This is a genomic window from Streptococcus sp. GMD1S (assembly GCF_000296875.1).
In the GTDB taxonomy this organism is placed as follows: Bacteria; Bacillota; Bacilli; order Lactobacillales; family Streptococcaceae; genus Streptococcus.
The window spans coordinates 1-1,253 of sequence record NZ_AJQY01000148.1; the positions used below are offsets into that span (position 1 = coordinate 1).

The window sequence follows — 1,253 nt, forward strand, 5'->3', positions numbered from 1 at the left end:
AAAAATGGTAAAAAAATTTATGATGTTTTCCCAGAATTAGCCTATTTAGGGATTGAAGTTAGTCCAGGAACCAGTGAATTTTTAAAAACACTGGACAGTTCAATCAAAGATCCTAAACTGCCTGATTTGAAGTATCAAGGTATTGATTTTGAATTTAATAACCAATCTGATAATATCTATCTTTATAATGAAATATTAGAGGAAAATCAAAGCAAGGGCCAAGCTCTGCAAGGAATGTATCCAATGGATGCTCAATATCTTTTCCAAAAAGAGATTTTTATACCAACATTTGAATTTCAATATTTCGTTCCAAAAGAAAAAAGAGATCTCTTGTATGATGACTATCTTAAAGAGCTTGAAGCGCTCATGAAGGAATTTTTTGCCAACCAACCCCTACCACGCGGTCTTTATGCTGTCAAAATTGCTAAGTATAAAGAGGATAAACTTGTCAATGATAGTGGTGTATACTATGTGAAGATTGAAAATCGTCAAGTTGTAAAGCTGTTGCAAAAATTAGAGTAGGAGTTGCTAGGGCTAGGTAAGTCTCACAATATTTTTACTAAGAAGAGAAGGGAAGTTTTGTAATGATTAGTTTAGAGCTGTTGTCTGAGGAAAATAGTCTAGACGTTTATTCTTTTGAAAAAGAAAATCGAGAGTATTTTGAACGAAATTTACCTCCTAGACCAGCTAACTATTTTGGTTTAGAAGGTTTTAAAGAAATCACGAGGGAATTGTTAACGGAACAAACGAATCGTGATGTCTATATGCATCTTATCAGAGATTCGCAAGGCATGATGGTCGGCAGAATCAATTTAAGTGTTTTAGAGAATGATCGAACAACAGCAGAGCTTGGGTATAGGATTGGGGAAAATGTTACTAACTTAGGTTATGCTGGCGAAGCGGTTAAACTCGTTTTAGACAAGGCCTTTACGACTTATGGTTTAAATAAAATCATTGCAGGAACGGCAACGGGTAATCTAGCCTCTCAGAGGGTGCTTATAAAAAATGGTTTCACCTTTAGTAGGATGATAGAAAATGACTTACACATTCATAATGAGTGGGTTCATACAGCAGTATTTGAGATAAGGAGGCCATAATATTATTATTTCCAGTCTATTGACAAGGTTAATGGAGTCATCAATCTTTACGGACATTCAAGAATGTTTTCTTGGATGTTTTTTGTTTAGAATCTCCAGATGTGTCTGTTAAAATTTGATTTTCCCAGTGGACAATCGTCCACTTTTTTTATATAA

1 protein-coding gene and 1 pseudogene are annotated in these 1,253 nt (G+C 34.5%); both read left to right on the plus strand.

All coding sequences use genetic code 11. From position 1 onward, the window contains the following. Nucleotides 1-522: pseudogene (locus GMD1S_RS12325) on the plus strand (hypothetical protein); the annotation flags it as partial. 62 nt (nt 523-584) lie between these two features. Beyond that, a complete protein-coding gene (locus GMD1S_RS07820; protein ID WP_000624247.1) occupies nt 585-1,097 on the plus strand; it encodes a GNAT family N-acetyltransferase in 513 nt (170 codons plus the stop codon). Nucleotides 1,098-1,253 lie beyond the last annotated feature (156 nt).